This window comes from Borreliella garinii, from assembly GCF_001922545.1.
GTDB lineage: Bacteria > Spirochaetota > Spirochaetia > Borreliales > Borreliaceae > Borreliella > Borreliella garinii.
Genome location: NZ_CP018744.1, coordinates 271,199 through 289,161, shown reverse-complemented (window position 1 = coordinate 289,161; position 17,963 = coordinate 271,199). Strand labels below are relative to the sequence as shown.

Below are 17,963 nucleotides of genomic sequence, written 5' to 3'. Positions count from 1 at the left end.
AATTTTCTTGTCTACATTTTTAACATATAAGGAATATTTAGCAGGTGCATGCAATTTTTTATTGTTTGTAATATAGCTTTTAAAAATTCAATTCTTGCGGCTGTTAAATCTGCGTTGTTTATATCTATCACTTTCACTTCTTGATAGTATGCGCTAAAATGCTTTGCAAGCGAGTATGAATAGTTTGCAAGTATTGAAGGGTTTAAATCTTTTGCTGCCTTGATTATAGTTTCTTCTAATTCTGATATTATTTTAATAATTTCCCACTCTTTTTCATGTTTTAAAAGTTCAAAATTAATTTTTTTTATTATTGGAATAGAAAGTGCATTATATTTTTCAAGAATACTATTAATTCTTGCTCCAACGTATTGGATATATGGTCCAGAATTTCCCGTAAAAGATAGACTTTCTTTTTTGTTAAATAAAATATCTTTATGTACAGCTGATTTTAGCAGATAATAGTGAATTGCTCCTAGTGCAATATTTAAAGCATTTTTTTTGGCACTCTCTTTATTATCAATTTTTTGTGTAATTTCAGGCATTATTGATTCTATTAGCTCTGAGATTAAATTATCCCCGTCAATTACATTACCTTCTCTTGATTTCATTTTGCCATCAATAAGATTGACCATTCCGTGTGATAAATGAATAAGTTGTTTGTTTTTAGAAATTCCCAATTTTTCTGATACAAAAAATAAATTTTTGAAGTGCTGAATTTGCTCACTTCCAACCACATAAATCATTTCGTCAAAATCAAATTCTTTTGTTCTAATTGCTATATTTCCTAAATCTTGGGTAAGATAGATAGATGTTCCGTTTGATCTTATTAGTACTTTTTGTTTTGCTTTAGCCTCTGCTTTTTCATCCGAGTCAGAAGGCAGGTCAATACATATTGCTCCATCTTCTCGTTTGTAGCAAAATCCTTTTTCAAGCCCTTCTAATACGACATTTTTCCCAATTTCAAAAATTTCACTTTCAAGGTAAATTTTATCAAATAAGATGTTTGTAATTTTGTATGTTTCTTTTATTCCTTCAATTGCCCATTTGTTTAACTTTTCCCAAAGTTTAATTGTGTTTGCATCTTTTTGTTCCCATTTTAAAAGTAGATCTTGAATTTCTTTTTCAGCATTTTCATTTTCTTGTGAGTATTTGTTGTATTCAATATAAAACTCGCCAATTAAATGGTCTCCTTTTTTAAAAGCTTTTTCTGGGGTAATGTCATTTCCAAATTTTTTGTATGCAAGCATTGATTTGCAGATATGAACTCCCCGGTCGTTTATTAAGTTTATTTTTGTAATTTTTGCACCTACAGCTTTTAATATTCTTGACAGACTTTCTCCTATTGCGTCATTTCTAAGATGTCCTACATGCAGTGGTTTGTTTGTATTGGGCGATGAAAATTCTAATATTATTTTTTTATTGTCTAGATATTTACTTGTTCCATAGCTATCTTTTTGGGCATTTACCATTTGTATTGTATTGTTTATATATTCTTTTCTAGGAATTTTAATATTTAAGTAAGGCCCCATAGCTTTAATTTCATATTTAGCTTTAAGAGTTTTTATTATTTCTTCAGAGATAGTTGCAATAGGAAGTTCTAAGGTTTTGCTAAGTTCAAATATTAATATGGAAATATCCCCTAAATCATTTTTGGGAGGTTTTTGAATATTTATATTGATTTTGTCCAGTTTTATATTTTTTGATAATGCTAGATTGGCAACTATAATGCTAATTTCGTTTTTAATATCTTTTTTAACACTTTTAGTCATTTTTTTCCTCTTTAACACTTGTTAGTATATTGATTAATAGTAAAATTAAAGATGCTACAATAAAAATGTTTGAGCTATGGGCTAACATTTTTGTATTTATAAACTCTTTTATTATAGGTATTTCTTTATTAAAAAGTTTTAAATTTCCTGTGTTTAATATTTCTCTAATAATTGAAATTGTAAAGCTTAGAGCAATGAAAACTAAAATTGGAATTTTAGAATATTTAATTATCATTGATGGATTTTTCATGATTTTAAAAGGCTCATTTTTATGGAATGATATTATTATGGCTATTAAAATGGGTATTGAAAATTTGAATTCTTTGTATAAGGTCGGTGTTAAATATAGCATGAATAAGTAAGTAAGACTAGTAAAAATTCCTATTATTAATAGATATATTCCTAATATATGACTTTTATGCTTTTTTAGTTCTATTTGATTGATTATTAAGGCAGGGAATATAATGCACAGTGAAATCCAAACAGATGCGATACTAGCATCTAAAAAGTTTTTTGTATAAGCAAAAATAGGAAATAACATTAAATGACTTTTAAGATATTTTTCAGTGTTATAAAATGTCTTTTTTTGCATATTATTTCCTATTAATCCATTTTATTTGGTTTTAAATTGATTTGTACTTTCACTAATTCCAGAAATATGGCTTGAGTTTGTAGTTCCTAAAACTTTAATACGCTCAATAGCTTCTACTAGTTTATTAATCTCTTCTTTTAAACCTTTCATTGAGTTTGAGACCGTAATATTAATTTCTCCTAATAGTTTAAAAGTGCTAATGATTTCTTTGTTGCCTCTAAACATATCATTTGAGCCAATCTTTACTTCATATGTTATTTCTCTCATTGTATTTAAAGCCTTTAAAATTTCTTGGCTACCTATTGATTGCTCTTGCATTGTGTGATTTATTTCTTCTATTACTTGAACAACTAGATTGATTGAATCGAATATTTGATTGAAAGCTTTATTTGTTAATTCAGAAGTGTTTACCGTTTTAGTTATTGAATCCATTATTTCGTTAATTGATGAAGCAACAGATTCTGATTGTGATGTTACTTGTTCTGCTAAGTCTTTTATTTCTTCTGCAACAATAGCAAATCCTTTTCCAGCTTCACCAGCATGAGATGCCTCAATTGCAGCGTTCATTGAGAGTAGGTTAGTTTGACTGGCGATGGATGAAATTAAAGAGTTTGCTTCTTGTAATCTTGTTGAGTTTTTAAAAATCTCTTTGATTTGAGTAATAACTTCTTCTTGTTTTTTTCGCCCATCATCAGAAAATCTTTTTAGTTCTTCTGTGCTTTTTGCAGCTTTTTGAGTTATTTCTGTTATTGATTGTATCCCTCCTATCATTTCTTCGATAGCTGATGAGGATTGTTCAACGCTTGCAGCTTGAGTTTCAATTGAGTTGTCAAGAGACGAAATATTTTTTGAAAGACTTTCAATTACTCCTGTTGTATTAGAGATGAATTCTACCTGTTTTTCTACTTCTTCTTGTGTTTTTTCTATGTATTGATTTGAATTTTTTATTGTACTGTGGGTTTTATTTATTTCACTAAATAAATGGTCTCCGTTTTCTTTAAGCAGCCTCACTCGTTCTTGTAGCGAATTGATTACATTTTTTAGATTTTCAATAAAATGCCCAAAAAGATTTATTGTTGAGCTTATTGAATCTTTGCCTTTAGATTCGATTTTAAATGTTAAGTCGCCGTTTTTAACTTTTGGAATGACAACGTTGAGTTTATCTATTTTTGATATTATTAAAGTTTTTATTGTTGATATCATTATTAGTATAAAAATTATTACCAAAATAAATATAATAGAAAGTGAAACTAATCTCATATTTTTAAATTCTGTTGAAAATATATTATTGTAATCTATCTTTATTCCTAAGTACCAATTGGATGTTGTGATTCTTGCTAAGGAGATTATTTCATTTGAATTGCTTGCATTGTAATTTGCTTTTCCTTGAGATAATGCGCTTAAAATTTGAGTTAATGTTTTTACGTTAAAGCCAAATATGTGCTTTATGTTTTTCAAAACTTCATCTTTTCCCCCAAATGCATCTCCACTGCTGTTTATTATGTATACATTAAAGTATTTTGATGAGTTTTGGCTGCTTGCATTTTGTTCTAGTAGTGAGTTTTCCAAAAGCAATAAAAGATATTCTTTTAGTTCAGCAATTTTTTCTGAAATGTCAGCATATAAAATAATATATCCAATATTAGATTTTTTTGAATCTGTTATTTTATATGCTATTGGAATATAAAAATTGTTATTTATTTTTGCTAAACTGTTGTAAAGAATTGAAATTTGAAATGTAGTTATAGCTTTGCCTAAGAGCAATTCTTTTAAGCTCATGTATTGACCATTTCTTCTTTTTTCACTTGATGCTATTATGTATCCATCTTTATTTGCATACTCTATTATTTTAATAAAAGACGGGAGTGCAGCTAAAATCTTGCCAGATACTAAGTGCTCATCACTTCTGTTATTTAGAATTGCAGATTTATAATCATACCTAGCTGTTAATACGCTTAAGGCTTTTATTATCTCTTTAGATTCATCAGAAAAGCTTTTAATCATTGCTTGGTTAATGAATTTTGTAAAGTCTTTAAGTTCTTTTGTTATTATTTTTTTATAGCCTTGGTCTAATAGTAAAAAGGTTGTTGCAATAATGATTATTGTATATGCCAGAATTATAAAATTAAATTTATAAAAAAGGTTGGAGTTAAGTTTCTTTTCTTTCACTAAGTCCCCTCAAAATTTTGATTTTTCATAAAATTTTAAAAAATTAAATTTTTAGTATTCCATATGTTTTATTATATAATTATATATGCATGTAGCTAAATAATAAAATAATTATTTGCAAATATTTGGGGATTTGATCTTTAAGATTTAGAAAGAAAAGTCTAATTTGCTAATTGTTATTAGTAATTATTTATACGTTATTTGTGAAGGTGAAAGTTTTGTTTTAAGGTTTTAATCATAATATTAATGTTATGTTTGGAGAGCTTTTATGACTGATGAGAATTTAATCGATGCTAATCTGAAAAATACTAAACGGTTTCTTTATCTAATTTTATTTGGATTTCTTTTTTTAAACTTTTTATTTATAGGCTATTCTTATATAAATCATAAAAATGAATATTTGGATCGCTTTAAATCTGATGCTAAGTTATTTTTAAACAGCGCGTCTTCTGTTATTAGGGCTAAATATTTGGAATCCTCTAGGTTTCTTGAAGAGTTTATAAAAGATAGCTATAGGTTTGGGATATTGGTGAATTCTTCAAAGAGTTTTCTTTTGTCTTCAAGTTTAAAATTGGGTGATAATTTAGATGAAAATAGCGATTTGTTTTTAAAGTCAAGAGAATTTAGCTCTATAGATAAAATTTTTAAAACTATTCCTGTAGCAGAAAATTCACTAGAAGGTATATTTTATATTCCTATAGGGAAGAATGTTTTAATATCAAATTCAAATTTTTCATCTCTGGGCTTAAAAGATGTTAGACTTGATCCAATTTATTCTGTTCCTGTAGAAAAAAACTTTAAATATTATTCAAGGTTCATGAGAATAGATGGAAAAATTTATTCTGTAGTAAGTTTTCCCGTTAGGGATTCTGTTGCAACATTGGGCGTTATAGGAATTCTAGTATGTTTTGATGAATCGTTTGATATTATTGAAAATCAACTGTATTCTTCTCTTAAATTTAGCAGTAAGGATTATAATTTTTTTATGCTTGACAGAAACTATATGCCCATTTTTTTAAACTTTAATAATCTTAAGGCCAAATCTTTTTCTACAGCTTATAGTGAGAATGTTTTGAACAAAGTTATAACCTATCTTAAAAAAGATTCTTCTGTTTCTCAGCATACTTTTAATTATGAAAGCGATTTTTATTCTTTAAGCTTTGTAAAAACCGATGATTTTTTGATTCAAGGATTGATTTTTAATGTCAATTCTATTCCTATTATGTTTAAATCAAATTGGGTTGTGTTTTTTATATTCTTATTATCATCTTTTGCAATTATATTTTATTTGTGCAATACTTTTATTTTTTCATTAATTAATGATTTTAACAGAATTGTTAATTATCAAAAATCAAAAAGCGATCCTTTTAATCTTGAACCTCCTTTAGAGGTTAAGTATTCGTCGGCTATTATTTCTTATATTGGTTCAAAGCTGGACAGTATTTCGTCCAAAAGTAACGAGTCTTTTAAGAATATAAAATTTTATTCTGAAGATTTAAATGCTTATTTAGAACAAATAGAAACTGCCATGTTAAATACTGAGAGTATAGATTCTAGCGTTTTAGCTTACGAGCAACTAAGAGATACTTTTTCTAGATTTGAAAAATCAATTGTTGATATTTCAAAAGGCTTTGAATCTGTTGCTGATCCAATTAATGACCACAATAAGCATATGTCAGAAATCTCCTCAAATTTTGAAGAGAATGTTAGTTTTTTTTATACTATAGATAAAAATTTGGAAATTTTTAATAAAGTTGCTACTACAAATTCTACTGATATTGAAAATATTAAAAGTAAAGTTCTTGATTTAAATATTGTTTTTGAAAATGTGAATAAAAATTTTGCAGATCTTTTGTCTCAAACAAATAGCTTGCAAAGTGCAAATAAACTTTTAGTGTCAATTTCAGCTCAGACTAATATGCTTGCTATGAATGCAGCAATTGAAGCAGCAAAAGCAGGCGATGCGGGCAAAAGTTTTGCAGTTGTTGCTGAGGAGATTAGAAAGCTTGCTATTAATTCTGGAAAATATTCTAAAACCATTAAAGATGAACTTAAAACGGTTGATAGTATTATTGCGGTAATTAATTCAGAGATCGATACAATTTATAAAAATTTTATAGACATTCAAGATAATGTGGACAGCAATTTTTCAAGACACGAGAAAGTAGACCTTACTCTTGCTAAGCATTTTAAAGAAATTGGTGAGTTTAAAGAAAGGTATTTGTCTCACGATACTAAGATTAGAGATGCTAAGAATATGTATAAAGAAATATTTAATAACCATTTTTTTGTGAGCAGTAAGTTTAACAACTTTAGTCAAGATTTAAAAGAGTTTAAAGTTTCTAAGATGAATTTAGACGCAATAAGTTCTCTTCAAGAATATTCATCTTTGATGAAATCTTCTAAGGATAAGATATTAAAGATAAAGGAATTGATTAAAAAGATTAATGATGAGATTAAAGATATTGTTTTTTAGCTTTTTTGATTTTTAAATCCTATGTAAAGAACTTCTTCTTCGAGTAAAAGTCCAGTTTTTGAGTAGACTTCAGTTTTTACTTTTTCAATTAAACTTTTTACGTCATTTGAAGTGGCATTGTTAATATTGATAATAAAGTTTCCATGATATTTAGATACTGTAGCTCCCCCAACGCTTAGCCCTTTGAGTTTGCACTCTTCAATTATTTGTCCACTAGGCCTTAGAAATGCTTTATTGTTTTTAAAAGTGCTCCCACTACTTGGGAATAAATAGTGACCTTTGTTTATTCTTGCCTGTTTGTTTTTATTCATTTTTTCTTCAATAATTTTCTTATCTTCTTTTTTTAAATTCAATTCAGTTTTTAATATGAAAAAGTTTTTATTTTGAAAAGGTGATACTTTATACTTAAAGTCTTCTTTTTTAAATTCTTTGCAAATAGTTTTTCCTTTATCGTTTATAAATGTAATTTTTTTTAGTATTTCAGAGATTTCATTCCCAAAGCATCTGGCATTCATCCATACAGCTCCCCCTAGTGTTCCAGGTAGTCCATAGATAAATTCTAGGCCGCTTAAACCGCTGTTGAGCGCAATTTTACATAAATTTTCGAAATTTGCACCACATTCGGCTACAATTTTATTATCGAGAACTTCTATCCTATTTAGATGTCCGGTGTATATTATTGGAAAATCAAGTTCTTCTTTATCATTGACTAAAATATTGGATCCTCCTCCAAGAATAAATAGTGTAATATTTTCTTCTATTGCTGCTTTAAAAATATTTTTAGCTTCTTGAATATTTTTAGGAATGAGAAATAATTTTGAAATGTTTCCAATTTTATATGTTGTGTAGTCAATCAGATTTTTTGTTTGAGGCTTTATATTGATTTTTTCAAAAAAATTATTTAGTCTTTTAATCATGCTTACTTAATAATAGATTAGACTTTGTATTTTTTCAATTTTGAGAAATGTATGATTTTAAAATTATATAATACTAGAACAAAGGATTTTTCAGAATTAGCAAATTTTGCTAATGTTAAAGTGTATGCTTGCGGGCCTACTGTTTATAATTATGCTCACATTGGAAATTTTAGAACTTATATTTTTGGAGATTTGTTAATTAAAACTTTAAGGTTTTTAGGGTATAAAGTTAATTATGCAATGAATATTACAGATATTGGGCATTTAACAGGTGATCTTGATGATGGAGAAGATAAAGTTGCTAAAACTGCAAGAGAGAAAGGCCTTACGGTTTATGAGATTAGTAAATTTTTTACGGAAGCTTTTTTTAAGGATTGTAGAAAATTAAACGTTGTATATCCCGATAAAGTTCTTATTGCAAGTAAACATATTCCTAATATGATAGAGGTTGTTAAAATTCTTGAAGAAAAAAAAATTACTTATTTTTCTAATGGCAATGTGTATTTTGATACTTCTTGTTTTAAAAGCTATGGTGAGATGGCTGGCATTGATTTGATTAATAAAGATATGACTTTTTCTAGGGTTGATATTGATAAATTTAAAAGGAATAAAACCGATTTTGTTCTGTGGTTTACTAATTCTAAATTTAAAGATCAGGAAATGAAATGGGATTCTCCTTGGGGATTTGGTTATCCGAGTTGGCATTTGGAGTGCGCTGCTATGAATTTAGAGTATTTCAAAGATACACTTGATATTCATTTAGGCGGAGTTGATCATATTGGAGTTCATCATATAAATGAAATAGCAATAGTAGAGTGTTTTTTGAATAAGAAATGGTGCGATATTTTTGTTCATGGAGAATTTTTGATCATGGATTATAATAAGATGTCAAAGTCACATGGGAATTTTATTACAGTTAAAGACCTGGAAGAACAAAATTTTTCTCCTCTTGATTTTAGATATTTATGTTTAACATCACACTACAGGAATCAATTAAAATTTTCATTTAATAATCTTAAAGCAAGTAAGATTGCTAGGGAAAATATGATAAACAAGCTAAGCTATTTTTATGCATCTTTAGATCCAGCTGATTTAAATATGCTTAATAAAGATTTAAAAAATTTTGGTTTTAGTGCAGAAAAAGAATATTATGATTCTTTTGTAGAAAAAGTTTCTTTTGATTTAAATGTTTCTAAAGGATTAGCTTTGCTTTGGGAGGTAATTAAATCTGAAAATCTAGCCTTTGTTTCAAAGCTTAAATTAGCTTTTATTTTTGATGAGATTATGTCGCTTAATTTAAGAGAAGAAATTTTAAAAAATTCGGAAAATCATAATGTAGTTGTTGATGAGAATATGAAAACTTTGATTGAAGAAAGAAGAATAGCTAAATGTGAAAAAAATTTTAAGCGTGCAGATGAAATTAGGGATTTTTTTGCTAAAAAAGGTTTTGTTTTGATTGATACCAAGGAAGGAACTAAAGTTAAAAGAGGTTAGTATTTGGCTATTTTTTTTAAAAACAAATATTTTCATTTAAGCTTAATTTTTATTATTTTTTTATTTTTATTTATTTTTTCTGGATTTTTATTTTATTCAAAGCCAATTATTTATGATATATCTCCAATTCCCACTTCACACAAGGATATTATTGTTATTAAAGGGAATAATTTAGGCTATAGTACAGGAGAGATCAATATTAACAATAATTATTTGGTTAAAAGTAGTATCATTAGTTGGAACAACACCGAAATAGTTTTTAAAATTACAGATGAAGTAAATTCCGGACTTATTTTTGTAAAAAGTGAAAGTGGGACTAGCAACGAACTTTTTCTTGTTATTAGTAGACAAGTTCCTGTTAAGCTTAATAGAGAAAATGTTCCTTCTATTTTTTCAGAGGATAAAATAATTTTAAATGCAAATTCTTTAACTTTATTGCGGGGTATGAATTTGTTTTCACGTTCTAGTGCTATTCAAATTTTTCTTGAAACCAAAGATAAATTTTATACAATTTTACCCCAAAATATTTTAAATGTTTCTGAGAATAGAGTAGAATTTATTTCTCCTAAAACTTTAAATTCTGACGGGAAACTTTATGTTTTATTGGACAATCTTCAAAGCAATAAAGTTCCGTTTTCTGTTAAAAATGATTTTTTTAGGTGGACTTTGAATGATTCAAAAGAGTTTACAATAATTGAAGAAATTTATTTTAATCAAGATCTTGTTAGCAATGTTGATTCAAGCCTTGAAGATATTAATTTTAATATCTTCTATTTAAGGCCAATTGAAAATGAGCGTCAAAAAATTATAGAGTGTAGCAGTGAGTCTCTTGATTTTAATATTGGTAATTTATTTTTTGAAAGCTTAAGGACAAATAAATTTGTTTTTAAGACTAAGGTAAAGACACATAAACTTAATTTGGAATTTTTAGATACTAAATATTTAGAAAGCATTAAGATTAATAGAGATATTAACAATCAAGAGTACAAAACGTATGTTCAAGACAAAAAAAAAGATTATTTATCTTACAGCTTTGTTGATTTAATATCGTTAGATTCTCTAATTTTATCTATGACTGCTGGAAATAATTCAGTTTATAAGTTGGCTAAAGCAATTATTGATGCTTTGACTTTAAATTTTAAAATTGTTGAGAATAATTTAAGCTTAAAGGATTCTATTAAAGAGAAAAAAATTTCATCTAGCAATTTAATACTTCTTACGAATTTATTATTTTTAAAATACGAGATTCCGCTTAGAAATATAGTTGGGCTTTACTACGATTCTAATTCTCTTAAATTGACTGAGCATTTTTGGTTTGAATTTTTTTTGGATGGGGTTGGTTTTGTATATTTTGATATAATAAATGCAGTATTATTTAAGGATAACTCTAAGTATTTTTTAAATATGTCTGAGAACTATATTCAATATGGGTGCATAGAGGACTATGATAAAAATGAATTTTTTGATGGATACCTAGATTCTAGGTTTTTGAAGTATAAAAGCTTGACAAACGGATCGTATTCTTTAATGCATAGGTTTGTTTTGGAGGATAATTTTTGATGAGAGATGATCAAATATTTAATTTAATTGAGAAAGAAAAATTAAGAGAAAAAGAACATATTGAGCTTATTGCATCTGAAAATTTTACATCTTTAGAGATAAGGCAAGCTGTTGGGAGTATTTTAACTAATAAATATGCGGAAGGATATCCTTTGAATCGATATTATGGTGGATGTTCTTTTGTTGATGAGATTGAAAGTTTGGCAATTTCAAGGGCAAAAGAGCTTTTTGGTGCAAAGTATGCCAATGTTCAGCCTCATAGCGGATCTCAAGCTAATATGGCTGCTATAATGGCTCTTATTAACCCAGGCGACAGGATTCTTGGTATGCAATTGTCTCATGGAGGGCATTTAACACATGGTAGTAGGGTAAATTTTTCTGGCATATTTTTTAACACTTATTTTTATGGCGTTTCTAGAGATTCTGAGTTGATTGATTATGATGAGGTTCTTAAAATAGCTAGAGATTGTAGACCAAATTTAATAATAGCTGGAGCTTCTTCTTATTCAAGAGAAATTGATTTTAAAAAATTTAGGGAAATAGCAGACGACGTTTCTGCTTATCTTTTGTGTGATATTGCCCATATTGCAGGCCTTATTGTTGCCGGTTTTCATAATTCTTCGATTGATGTAGCACATCTTACTACAAGTACTACTCATAAAACTTTAAGAGGGCCAAGAGGTGGAATAATACTTTCTGGAAAAGATTTTGACAAATTAGCAACCTTTAATGGAAAAGAGAAACCTTTGTTTAATGCTGTAAATTCTACAGTTTTCCCCGGAACTCAAGGAGGTCCTTTAGTTCATGTTATTGCGGGGAAGGCTATTGCATTCAGAGAGGCTCTTCAAGAAAGTTTTAGAGAATACATTGCTAATGTAATAAAAAATACTAAAGTTATGGCTGAATATTTCAAATCGGAAGGATTTAGGATTGTCAGTGGAGGCACAGACAATCATTTATTTTTGGTTGATCTTAGCAATTTGGATCTTACAGGTGCCGATGCTGAGAAATTGCTTGAGGGTATAAATATTACTTTAAATAAAAATGCCATTCCTTTTGATAAAAAAAATCCTTCTTTGGCTTCTGGTATTAGAATTGGAGGCGCTGCTATTACTTCCAGAGGTCTAAATGAAAGTGATTCTTTAAATGTTGCTAAATTTATTGTTAGAGCTTTAAAGACAAGGTCTGATATCGAATTAAAACAAATAAAAAAGGAAGTTGTAAGATTTATTAGAGATTTTGACATGCCTTAATTATGTTTGGAGGTTATGATCAATAAATGCCAAGCTTAATTAGAACGTTTTTTTTAGTGTTGCTACTTATTTTCATTTTTAATCCCATTTTAATAGGAATGCTTTTTATATTATTTCCTTTTATTTTGATATTGTTTAGTTTTTTGGGTGTTTTTAGAATATACTTTACAAGAGATTATTCATATTCTAGATCTAGAGAGTTTGAATTTTATAAACTTTCTTTTTTATTAATGTCTAAATTACTATCCATTTTAGGAACTGTAACTGGAGAACAGCTAAGTTACGTTAATTTCATTATTAATTCTTTGAATTTATCTGAACGTGGTAAATCAGAATTGTATACCATCTTTCATTCTGCTATTACTAAGAATAATAATGCGGATAAAATTTTATATACCCTTAAGCTTGGTTATTTTCAACATAAAGATCTTTTTATATGGCTTTTTGCCTCTCTTAAAGAAATTAACAGGCTTTCGAGGTATAAAAACTTAGAAGCTGAAAAATTTATTTCTTATGTTGGCGTTTTTCTTGAACTTGAATCTGATGGTTATGAAGCTTATAAAGATATTAATATTAAAATTGTAAATCCCTATAGTGTTTTGGGGTTAGTCTATAGTGCTAGTGATGATGAGATTAAAAAGGCTTATAAAAGTCTTGTTATAAAATATCATCCTGATAAGTTTGCAAATGATCCTGTAAGGCAAAAAGACGCAAATGATAAATTTATTAAAATTCAAGATGCTTATGAAAAGATTTGCAAAGAAAGAAATATAAAGTAATTAATATTAATTTGTTTTTAAAGATAAAAAAAGAAGGACCCAAAGCCCTTCTTTTGCTTTTAGCTTCCACTGTAGGCTATTTTGAATTGCAAGAAAGCACTACCAATGGCAGCATTATTTTTGTTTTTATTAGCAAGTTCTATAATGTTATTTGAATCCCAGCCAAGAGAAATTGTTGTAAATCTTATTAGTTTTTCAAGACTAAGTCCTGTCTTTAAATAAATTTTTGTAGCATCGCTTGAGATTTTATTAGAAGGCCCTAAAAGGTATGTCCCAATATAAGGTACTACATATGCTTCTGTTGAAATGGATTCTATTGGAATTGCATAATCAAGATATAAAGCTATACCGAGTTTCATTGCGTCTTCAAATGTTAGATTAGGGGTTGTAGCTTGTGTGCTTCCTGAACTTTGTCCGGCTTGATTCTTTGCATCAGCAGCTGAGTTTATTGCTGTGGGATAGTTTTCTACAGATTTTTGTCTTAAAATATCATAAAGACCGATAGATGTTATCCATCCTAGTCCATTCATAAGTCCTTTTTTGTTGTCTTCATAGCTTGAGATTTCAACATTTAAGCTTTGAAATGCATTTTCGGATATGGTTTTTAATCTTTTTTCTGTATCTTTGGATCTATAAAGATTTTGTCCATAACTTATTCCTAATGCAACTCCAGATTTTTTGTCTTGTTCTCCAAATAGTCTTGTACTGTAGGAATCAGCTCCCTTAACCTTCCAAGATTCTTTTTCACCGTCGTCTTTATTCCAGAGAAGCCCTATGCTTGCTCCTGTTGAAAATGCAATGCCCAGCTCTGTATTTTTACTGAAATTAAGAACATTGCCATTTGGATCAAATATATCTTCGGCTTTTTTAATAGGATCTGTAGATATTCCTTTTTTAGAATTTGCTGCTTTTGAGATGTGTCCAAATACAGAAAAATCGCTTGCAAAAGGATCTATTCCAAAATCGGTACCCATTTGTAAAATAAGATAGGTATTTTTATTGTTGATTTTTGTTAATCCAAGCTTATATTGAGCTCCAAAAGATGCTAAAATTGCAGAATTTGATAAAGTTGGACTCAATAAATCGTTACCAACTACAGATTTATCTTTTAAAGAGTATGTTATTGATGAATTATTGAATGTTTCATTTCCATAAGCTCCTGATAAGCCAAAATTTAATTCAAAAGGTGTTTCTGCAATTACAGATCGATTATCTTCGTTTTTATCAAGTAGATTTTTTATTGGCTTCCATGTTGCTTGAACCCCATAAAGTATTCCTTTATAGGTTTTATTGTATGGAGTGTCTTTGTCATTCTCTTGATTTCTGTTACCTGTGCCTGTTCCCCCTATTGCAAATGTAAGGTCTATTTGTGGGAGCTTGTATCCCATTTGAATTGTTCCTATGTTTTTAGAAGCACCTCTTGCAAGAATTGTTCCTCTTACTATTCTGTCTTTGCTTGGAAATCCGTAGTAAGTGCTTTTGAATCCGGTCATGGGCGCAAAACTAAATAAAGATTCTTTATTAAAGTCAAAATCTGTCATAGTGCTTATCTTAATAAAAAAATCGTATATATTAATTTGAGCTGTTATGTCTCCTACGTCAATTTTAAATGGATCGCCTTTTTTACCTTCCGCTTTTAATGCAAGATCTTCCATCTTAATGTAAGCTGAGAATGGATCGTCTTTGCCTAATTCGGGATTAACTTCAAATGGTTTAAGTTTAATAGTAATTTTGCTTTTGTTTTCAAATCCAGGAACAAGCTCATCCATATCAAGTCTGAACTCACTTGTGTTTTCAATTCCAAATGTAGGTATCCATGGATTTATTTTAAATATATCTTCTTCCTTTAATTTATCTGCTGCTGCAAATATTGCTACAGATGTAGTTAAAAATATAATTAATTTATATAAAATATGATTTTTCATAATTATACCTTCCTGTTGTAACTATAAACTTTTTATTAGTTCTAGTTATTTATTAAACGTATTAATAAAATATATTATATACATGCTATTATGCATATAATAATATATATATAACATGTATATAATATTAAAATATTGGGTAAAAATTCAAGATCATATTATTATTTTATGATTTTTATATTATTCAAATCTATAAATAAGATTAATTTTATTATAAATTAATCTTATTTATTTTAAATGATTAATTTATAATAAATAAACTAGCAATCCTGTTGCTAGAATGTAGTATAAAGCGTAAGGTATTGTTTTTGATAAAAGCTTGCCTTCTTGTCCAATTAATCCAGCAGTTGTTGTTGCTATTGTGATGTTTTGGGGAGAAATCATTTTTCCCCCAGTTGCTCCTGTTGTGTTTGCTGCTGCAAGCCAGTAAGGATTTATTCCAATATTTTCTGCCATTTGTGTTTGCAAAGGTCCAAAAAGAACATTCGAAACTGTATCACTCCCTGTTAAAAATGTTCCAATAGTTCCAATTAGTGGACTAAATAATGGGCCAAATTTACCTGTTATTATTGAGATTCCATTAGCAAGATCTCTTATCATCCCACTGTGTGTCATTAATCTTGATATTGCAACAATGCATATGATTATAAATGAAGATAATGCCATCTTTTTCAAGGTTAGTGTAAATATTTTTAGTTGTTTTAATATTGGAACTCCTCTTATTGAGTAAGATATTATTGTTGCAAGTATAATCAAGAAGCCCGGAGAGGTAATCCATTTAAAGTGTAGGGGATTTGCTTCTGGATAAATGCTAATAGTACTTTGAAAAGTTTTTAGGTATTCGTGAATTTTGCTAAAAAGAGGAGATACAAGCACTATAAATACTACTATTAAAATGTATGGTGAGCAAGCAATAATTCCTTTTGATAAGGGTATTGTGCTTTTGTTTTGATGGCTTTTTGTGTCTTTATTTTCAAAAAACTTTGCATAAACTATTGTTATTGTCATAGAAAGTATGCTTCCAAGTATTGCAGGAAGTTCTGGACCCAAAGTTCTTGATATTAATACTTGAGATATTGCCATTGACATTCCTGAGAGTAGGGTAAGAACAAATACCCCTTTTAATCCTTTAATGCCTCCTCCTGCAAGAATTACCAATACAAAAGGTATTGTTAAGGTTGGAAGTATTAGTTGTAATGCAATCTCAGATGAAAGAGTGTTAACATCTAAGTTGGTTGCCTGGGCTAAAGATATTATAGGGATTCCCACAGATCCATAAGCGGTTGATGAGGTATTCATTATTAAGCAGATTAAGCAGGCAAAAAATGGTTCAAATCCCATTGCTATTAATATTGACACAGGGATTGCAACGGCAGTTCCATATCCAGCAACTCCTTCTAAAAAATTCCCAAATCCCCATGCTACTAACAAAACTATAATTCTTTTATCAGAAGATACGTTTGACAATATATTTTTAATAGTTTCTATGTCTTTTTGATCTTCTGACATTTTGTATGTAAATATGGCAGCAATAATTACGGTTGCTATTGGCCATATCCCCATTAAGGCACCTTCAAACATTGCAAGACTTGTGTTTACTATTCCTAAGTTTTTATAAAAAATAACTATAGTAACAGTGGTGATTAATGATGCAGGTATTACATAATAAGCAGGCTTTTTTATTATGCCAAGTCCAATAATTATTAGGATTATTGGCACCAAAGCTATTATAAAATCATAAGAATTCATAAAAAATGACTCCTTGTTAATTATACTATGATTAACAATCAATAAATAATATATAATTTTAATATTACAACATGAATAGTATATGTGTTATTAAAAAATTGCTATTAACTTTATTTTTAATTTTTTTCCTGCTTTTTGATGATCTTTTTGCAGTTAATCTAGCTGAGATTAATGAATTATCAAAGCATGCAAAATCAATAGTTTTGATGGATTTTGATACTAAGCGGATACTTTATTCTAAGAATCCCAATTTGGTTTTTCCTCCTGCATCGCTTACAAAGATTGTTACAATTTATACGGCTTTAATTGAAGCCGAAAAGCGAAATATAAAGTTAAAAAGCATAGTTCCTATTAGTGATTCTGCTTCATATTATAATGCGCCTTTAAATTCTTCTTTAATGTTTTTAGAAAAAGGTCAAATTGTTAATTTTGAAGAGATTTTAAAGGGGCTTTCAGTTTCGTCGGGCAATGATGCTTCTATTGCAATTGCTGAGTTTGTAGTAGGCGATTTAAATAGTTTTGTTAATTTGATGAATATTAATGTTTTAAATTTAGGACTTTTAAATATGCATTTTGTTGAACCTTCTGGATATAGCAATGAGAATAAAATTACAGCACTAGATATGGCTTTTTTTGTAAAATCTTATATTGAAAAGTTCAAATTTATGCTTAATATCCATTCTTTAAAGTATTTTGTTTATCCAAAGAGTAAAAATTTAGGAACTACTTTATCATCAAAGTTTTTAAACTTAAAACAAAAAAATGCTAATTTATTAATATCTGATTATCCTTATTCAGATGGTCTTAAAACGGGATATATTAAGGAATCAGGCTTAAATCTTGTTGCTACTGCTCAAAAGGATGGAAGAAGATTAATAGCAGTTGTATTGGGGGTTGAGAAAGGAATTAATATGTTTGGAGAGAAGATGAGAGCTTTGATTGCAAAAGATTTATTTGAGTACGGATTTAATGAATACTCCAAATTCCCTTTAATAGTAAAATTAAAAGAAAAAGTCTATAATGGTACAGTAGATACAGTTGCTCTTTTTTCTAAAGAGCCTTTTTATTATGTTTTAACAAAAGATGAATTTGATAAACTTAAGATAAGTTATACTGTTGATAAGTTGGTTGCTCCCCTTAGTGGGGATATGCCTGTTGGGAGGGCTATGATTTTTTTAGAAAATGAAAAAGTAGGGGATGTTGCTTTATTTAGTAATAAAGTAAATAAATTAGGGTTTTGGCAAGGTCTTTATAAAAGTTTTATAAATTTTTTTTAAGAG

At 28.3% G+C, this 17,963-nt stretch carries 12 protein-coding genes; 6 read left to right on the top strand and 6 right to left on the bottom strand.

The window, feature by feature from the left end; translation table 11 throughout:
• Positions 1-11 precede the first annotated feature (11 nt).
• Genes argS through BLA33_RS01285 form a run of 3 tightly spaced genes read right to left on the bottom strand, consistent with a single transcriptional unit; the run spans position 12 to position 4,530 of the window.
• Positions 12-1,769: an arginine--tRNA ligase gene (gene argS, locus BLA33_RS01295; protein ID WP_029346392.1), complete on the bottom strand. Its 1,758-nt coding sequence runs from the start codon at positions 1,767-1,769 to the stop codon at positions 12-14.
• Positions 1,762-2,361 carry a hypothetical protein gene (locus tag BLA33_RS01290; RefSeq protein ID WP_029346393.1) on the bottom strand — a complete coding sequence of 200 codons (600 nt, stop codon included), beginning with the start codon at positions 2,359-2,361 and terminating at the stop codon, positions 1,762-1,764. Before BLA33_RS01290 ends, argS begins: the two co-directional genes overlap by 8 nt.
• Positions 2,362-2,382: 21 nt before the next feature.
• Complete coding sequence (locus BLA33_RS01285; RefSeq protein ID WP_032985884.1) at positions 2,383-4,530, bottom strand: methyl-accepting chemotaxis protein; 2,148 nt, start codon at positions 4,528-4,530, stop codon at positions 2,383-2,385.
• A gap of 268 nt (positions 4,531-4,798) precedes the next feature.
• Here BLA33_RS01285 and BLA33_RS01280 point away from each other — a divergent pair, with 268 nt between their 5' ends.
• Entirely contained in the window at positions 4,799-7,006 is a 2,208-nt protein-coding gene (locus tag BLA33_RS01280; protein ID WP_075226343.1) for a methyl-accepting chemotaxis protein, read from the top strand.
• Here the strand turns inward: BLA33_RS01280 and murB are convergent.
• A complete protein-coding gene (gene murB / locus BLA33_RS01275; RefSeq protein ID WP_075226342.1) occupies positions 7,003-7,923 on the bottom strand; it encodes a UDP-N-acetylmuramate dehydrogenase in 921 nt (306 codons plus the stop codon). The genes BLA33_RS01280 and murB overlap by 4 nt on opposite strands.
• A gap of 51 nt (positions 7,924-7,974) precedes the next feature.
• Between murB and BLA33_RS01270 the strand changes: the two genes are divergently transcribed.
• Genes BLA33_RS01270 through BLA33_RS01255 form a run of 4 tightly spaced genes read left to right on the top strand, consistent with a single transcriptional unit; the run spans position 7,975 to position 13,009 of the window.
• Complete coding sequence (locus BLA33_RS01270; RefSeq protein WP_075226341.1) at positions 7,975-9,417, top strand: cysteine--tRNA ligase; 1,443 nt, start codon at positions 7,975-7,977, stop codon at positions 9,415-9,417.
• Positions 9,418-9,420: 3 nt separating this feature from the next.
• Complete coding sequence (locus BLA33_RS01265) at positions 9,421-10,977, top strand: IPT/TIG domain-containing protein (RefSeq protein ID WP_029346395.1); 1,557 nt, start codon at positions 9,421-9,423, stop codon at positions 10,975-10,977.
• Positions 10,977-12,230: a serine hydroxymethyltransferase gene (gene glyA / locus BLA33_RS01260; RefSeq protein WP_029346396.1), complete on the top strand. Its 1,254-nt coding sequence runs from the start codon at positions 10,977-10,979 to the stop codon at positions 12,228-12,230. The genes BLA33_RS01265 and glyA overlap by 1 nt, the downstream gene beginning before the upstream one ends.
• A 26-nt stretch (positions 12,231-12,256) precedes the next feature.
• Entirely contained in the window at positions 12,257-13,009 is a 753-nt protein-coding gene (locus BLA33_RS01255) for a J domain-containing protein (protein WP_029346397.1), read from the top strand.
• A 59-nt stretch (positions 13,010-13,068) separates the two neighbouring features.
• On the opposite strand, the gene BLA33_RS01250 is transcribed toward BLA33_RS01255, so the two are convergent.
• Positions 13,069-14,934, bottom strand: coding sequence for an integrin-binding adhesin P66 family protein (locus BLA33_RS01250; protein ID WP_029346398.1), 1,866 nt, complete (start codon positions 14,932-14,934; stop codon positions 13,069-13,071).
• A gap of 246 nt (positions 14,935-15,180) precedes the next feature.
• Positions 15,181-16,683, bottom strand: a complete 1,503-nt coding sequence (locus tag BLA33_RS01245; protein WP_029346399.1) for a lactate permease LctP family transporter — start codon at positions 16,681-16,683, stop codon at positions 15,181-15,183.
• Positions 16,684-16,754: 71 nt separating this feature from the next.
• On the opposite strand from BLA33_RS01245, the gene BLA33_RS01240 reads away from it, so the two are divergent.
• Positions 16,755-17,960 carry a D-alanyl-D-alanine carboxypeptidase family protein gene (locus tag BLA33_RS01240; protein ID WP_032985894.1) on the top strand — a complete coding sequence of 402 codons (1,206 nt, stop codon included), beginning with the start codon at positions 16,755-16,757 and terminating at the stop codon, positions 17,958-17,960.
• The last annotated feature ends 3 nt before the right edge of the window (positions 17,961-17,963 follow it).